The following is a 4,357-nucleotide window of genomic DNA, read 5'->3' as shown; positions in this document are numbered from 1 at the left end:
AGCCCGCATCCGCCGTTACCCAAATCAACGCAACAACCAAAGCCTGTCGTAGGGCGGATCGGTCCAACGCCTCGGAGCCGCAGGCGCATCCGCCGTGACCATACCGACTGAAGAGTACCGTAGGTCGGCTTAGGCCGCAGGCCGTAAGCAGACACAACACCGCCGAGGCACACTGTCGGCTTACGGCCTTTGGCCTAAGCCGACCTACTGGACTACGGGAAGCCGGGCGTGAGACTGCGACATTAAATGTTTTACATTGAGTTGTTTGTTGGGTAATCTGGGTGTTTTCTGATCACTGATGGATGGGTTATGGGTGGTAAAAAGCTCTCTGCGGATGACTTGAACCGGCTGCGTAAGCAGGCGGTGCGGCTGCGGATTGAGCAGAAAACCTATAAGGAAATCAGTGAGTTAACGGGGTTAACTCGACCGACTATTACGGACGCTTACAAGCGGTTTGTGGCCGGAGGTTGGGCGGCGGTGGAGACTAAGGCTCGGGGGCGTCGGGGGCGCGAAGCGTCTAATACCCGTGAATACGCGACGACGAGTGCAACCCAATTGCGAGCGGCAGATGCAGAGGGTGTGACAACGGCGGATGCGCACTCTGTGCTTATCCGCCCTACACCAGCCGCGCCGAGCTTTGAGGGTGAGCTTTGGAGTCTTCGGGCTGTGAGCGGGTTTCTGGAGACTCGGGGGATTGAGGTTACTGGGCGGAGTGCCGGGCGGTATATGGAGCGGTGGGGGTTGAGCGTCGCTGACGGACCTTCCCGCGGGGTGCCGGATCAGCTGCTTGCCGAACGTGGGGTGGAGCCTGGGCGACGGAAGGTGCTTACCGGGGGTGTTCGCTCTATCAATGGTGAGTATGAGGGTGAGCCGCTGCGCGGCTATCAGCTCTTTGCCCGGGACGGTCGAGGCCAGTTATTGTGGTCGGCCTTCCCTACCCCGCCTCGTGCGGACGATATCGCCGCGTTTCTTGAACGCCTGGAACAAACCCTGGGCGACGAGGCGGTTCTGGTGTTTCAGTCGGTGGATTTAAGCCGGCATGAGCTGCTGCGACCTTGGTTGGCCGGCGACAAACCGATTCAGCTTTTGACGATACCCCACTGGCCAACCGATCCCCAGACGCCCTCCCCAACCGTAGGGTGGCATAAGGCCGAAGGCCGTCATCCACCATTGAATAGTCCCAACCCGTCACACCCAAAGACCAAACAATCACAACCCGATGCCGACCCCTCGGCATTGCGCAAACCACAGAAGAGGAATCCTATGGCACTCACACACCTTCAGCGGCTGGAAGCCGAGAGCATTCAGATTATGCGCGAAGTGGTCGCGGAAACGGAGAATCCGGTGATGCTGTACTCCATCGGTAAAGACAGTGCCGTAATGCTGCACCTGGCGATGAAGGCCTTCGCCCCGTCCGTTCCGCCCTTCCCTTTGTTGCACGTGGATACCACCTGGAAGTTTCAGGAGATGTATAAGTTCCGCGCGCGCATGGCGAAGGAAACCGGCATGAAGCTGATTGTCCACGTCAACGAGGAGGGCCGTGCCCAAGGCATCAATCCCTTTACGCATGGCTCGGCCATTCATACTGACATCATGAAAACCGAGGCGCTCAAGCAGGCGTTGACCAAGTACGGGTTCGATGCGGCCTTTGGGGGCGCGCGCCGGGATGAGGAGAAGTCCCGTGCGAAGGAGCGGATTTTTTCCTTCCGTACCGCCAACCATCGGTGGGATCCGAAGAACCAGCGCCCGGAGATCTGGAAGCTGTACAACGCGAAAAAACACCCGAAAGAGTCCATTCGTGTGTTCCCGCTGTCGAACTGGACGGAGCTGGATATCTGGCAGTACATCCATCTGGAGCAGATTCCGATTGTGCCTTTGTATTACTCCGCCGAGCGCCCAGTGGTGGAGCGCGACGGTACGCTGATCATGGTGGATGATGACCGTATGCCGTTGAATCCCGGCGAGGTGCCGATGATGAAGAAGGTGCGTTTCCGGACGCTGGGTTGTTATCCGTTGACCGGCGCGGTTGAGTCCGAGGCGGATACTCTGCCGGATATTATTCAGGAGATGTTGTTGACCCGCACTTCGGAGCGCCAGGGGCGGATGATTGACCATGATTCTTCCGCGTCGATGGAGAAGAAGAAGCAGGAAGGGTATTTTTGAGCAATATTTGGGTTGGGTTTTGGCGAGAGTGGTGTGTCATCACGTCCGGTCCGGGAAGGGAAACCCCTTTCAAGACACGCCGTAAACCCATCCCTGGGGGCTCGCCTCGCGGACTCCCGCCGCTTACGGTCTTGAAAGGGGTTTCCCTTCCCGGACCTCAGCACCCAAATTTGCGTAGGGCGGATAAGGGCGCAGCCCGCATCCGCCGATGCCAAAAGAGATTCACAGGACAAGATTATGAGCCACCAATCGAGTTTGATCGCGGAAGACATTAACGAATACCTGGAGCAGCACGAGCACAAGAGCCTGTTGCGCTTTATTACCTGCGGTAGCGTAGACGATGGCAAGAGCACCCTCATTGGGCGCTTGCTGTTCGAGTCCAAGATGCTGTTTGAAGACCAGCTCGCCGCCGTGGAAGCGGATTCGGCCCGTTGGGGCACCCAAGGTGAGGAGATGGATTTCGCGCTGCTGGTGGATGGACTGGCCGCCGAACGCGAGCAAGGCATTACCATCGATGTGGCCTACCGGTTTTTCTCCACCGACCGTCGCAAGTTCATTGTTGCCGACACCCCGGGGCATGAGCAGTACACCCGCAATATGGTGACCGGCGCCTCCACCGCCGATGCGGCGATTCTGATGGTCGATGCCCGCAAGGGCATTCTGACCCAGACCAAGCGCCACAGTTATCTCGCCGCACTGATCGGCATTCGCCATGTGGTGGTGGCAATCAACAAGATGGACCTGATGGATTATTCGGAAAAAACGTTTAATCGCATCGTTGAAGAATATCGTGAGTTCGCCAAGCAGATCGGTCTGGAGAACATCACCTTTATTCCGATGTCCGCGCTCCGGGGCGACAATATCATTGAGCGCAGTGAGCGCATGCCCTGGTATCGGGGTACGACCCTGATGGGTTACCTCGAAACGGTCGAGGTGGATGATGAGCTGATGCAGGAATCGCCCTTCCGCATGGCGGTGCAGTGGGTGAACCGACCCAATCTGGATTTTCGGGGCTTCTCCGGGCAGCTCGCCAGCGGGGTCATTCACCCGGGCGATAAAATACGCACCCTGCCCTCCGGTCGAGAAAGTTACGTGGAGCGCATTTACACGCTCGACGGTGATCTGGACAAAGCCGTCGCTGGGCAGTCCGTGACCCTGACCCTGACCGACGAGATCGATATTTCGCGGGGTGACCTGCTCTGTGCGTCTGACACCCCCGCCTCCGTCGCCAATCAGTTCGAGGTGACCATCGTCTGGATGAATGACGACCCGATGCTGCCGGGCCGCACCTACCTGATGAAGATCGGCACCAAAACCGTGTCGGCCACTATCACCGACATCAAGTATCAGGTAAATGTGAACACTCTGGAGCACACGGCGGCCAAAAACCTGGCGCTGAACGGCATCGGGGTGTGCACCATCAATCTGGACCAGGACATCGCCTTTGATGCCTATAAAGATAACCACGATACCGGTGGTTTTATTCTGATTGATCGCCTGACTTACAACACCATGGGCGCGGGCATGATCCACTTCTCGCTGCGCCGCAGCCAGAACATTACCGTTCAGCACGTGGATGTGAACAAGCAGGCGCGCCAGCAGCTGAAGAACCAGAAGCCTTGCGTTCTTTGGCTGACCGGTTTGTCCGGCGCGGGCAAATCCACCATTGCCAACCTGGTGGAAAAGAAGCTGTATGCGCGGGGGCATCACACCTACCTTCTGGACGGCGATAACGTGCGTCACGGTCTTAACAAGGACCTGGGCTTTACCGATGCAGACCGGGTGGAGAACATCCGCCGGATTGCAGAAGTGGCCAAGCTGATGGTGGACGCGGGGCTGATTGTGATTACCGCGTTTATTTCGCCCTTCCGCTCGGAGCGGGATATGGCTCGCAACCTGTTGGAAGCCAATGAGTTTGTGGAGGTGTATGTGGATACGCCTCTGGAAGTGGCTGAGCAGCGGGATGTGAAAGGCTTGTATCGCAAGGCGCGCAAGGGTGAGTTGAAGAACTTTACCGGGATCGACTCGCCTTATGAACCGCCGGTGAATCCGGAGTGTGTGTTGAATACCACGGATATTTCCGCCGATGAGGCCGCCGAGCGGGTGATTCAGTTTATGGCGGATCGGGGGTATTTGGCGTAGTTGTGTTGGACGGGCGGCGTACGGCGTTGTCCGCGTAGGGCGGATAAGCGAA

The 4,357-nt window shown here is 57.8% G+C and carries 2 protein-coding genes and 1 pseudogene; all 3 read left to right on the top strand.

Translation table 11 applies throughout. The annotated features are described in order from the left end of the window. Positions 1-309 precede the first annotated feature (309 nt). Positions 310-501 (top strand): annotated as a pseudogene (locus B3520_RS17470) (helix-turn-helix domain-containing protein); the annotation flags it as partial. 225 nt (positions 502-726) lie between these two features. Continuing rightward, entirely contained in the window at positions 727-2,163 is a 1,437-nt protein-coding gene (gene cysD / locus B3520_RS01330) for a sulfate adenylyltransferase subunit CysD (RefSeq protein WP_286804300.1), read from the top strand. Between the two features lie 237 nt (positions 2,164-2,400). After that, positions 2,401-4,305 carry a sulfate adenylyltransferase subunit CysN gene (gene cysN / locus B3520_RS01325; RefSeq protein ID WP_286804288.1) on the top strand — a complete coding sequence of 635 codons (1,905 nt, stop codon included), beginning with the start codon at positions 2,401-2,403 and terminating at the stop codon, positions 4,303-4,305. Positions 4,306-4,357 lie beyond the last annotated feature (52 nt).

This window comes from Marinimicrobium sp. UBA4509 (assembly GCF_002388575.1).
In the GTDB taxonomy this organism is placed as follows: Bacteria; Pseudomonadota; Gammaproteobacteria; order Pseudomonadales; family Cellvibrionaceae; genus Marinimicrobium; species Marinimicrobium koreense.
The sequence above is the reverse complement of the archived record's forward strand: the minus strand, read 5'-3'. Positions and strand labels throughout refer to the sequence as shown.

What these genes read in the sequence shown, in the direction of transcription:
- cysD (WP_286804300.1), top strand. Translation starts at nt 727, where the DNA reads ATGGAGCGGTGGGGGTTGAGCGTCGCTGACGGACCTTCCCGCGGGGTG.
- cysN (WP_286804288.1), top strand. Translation starts at nt 2,401, where the DNA reads ATGAGCCACCAATCGAGTTTGATCGCGGAAGACATTAACGAATACCTG.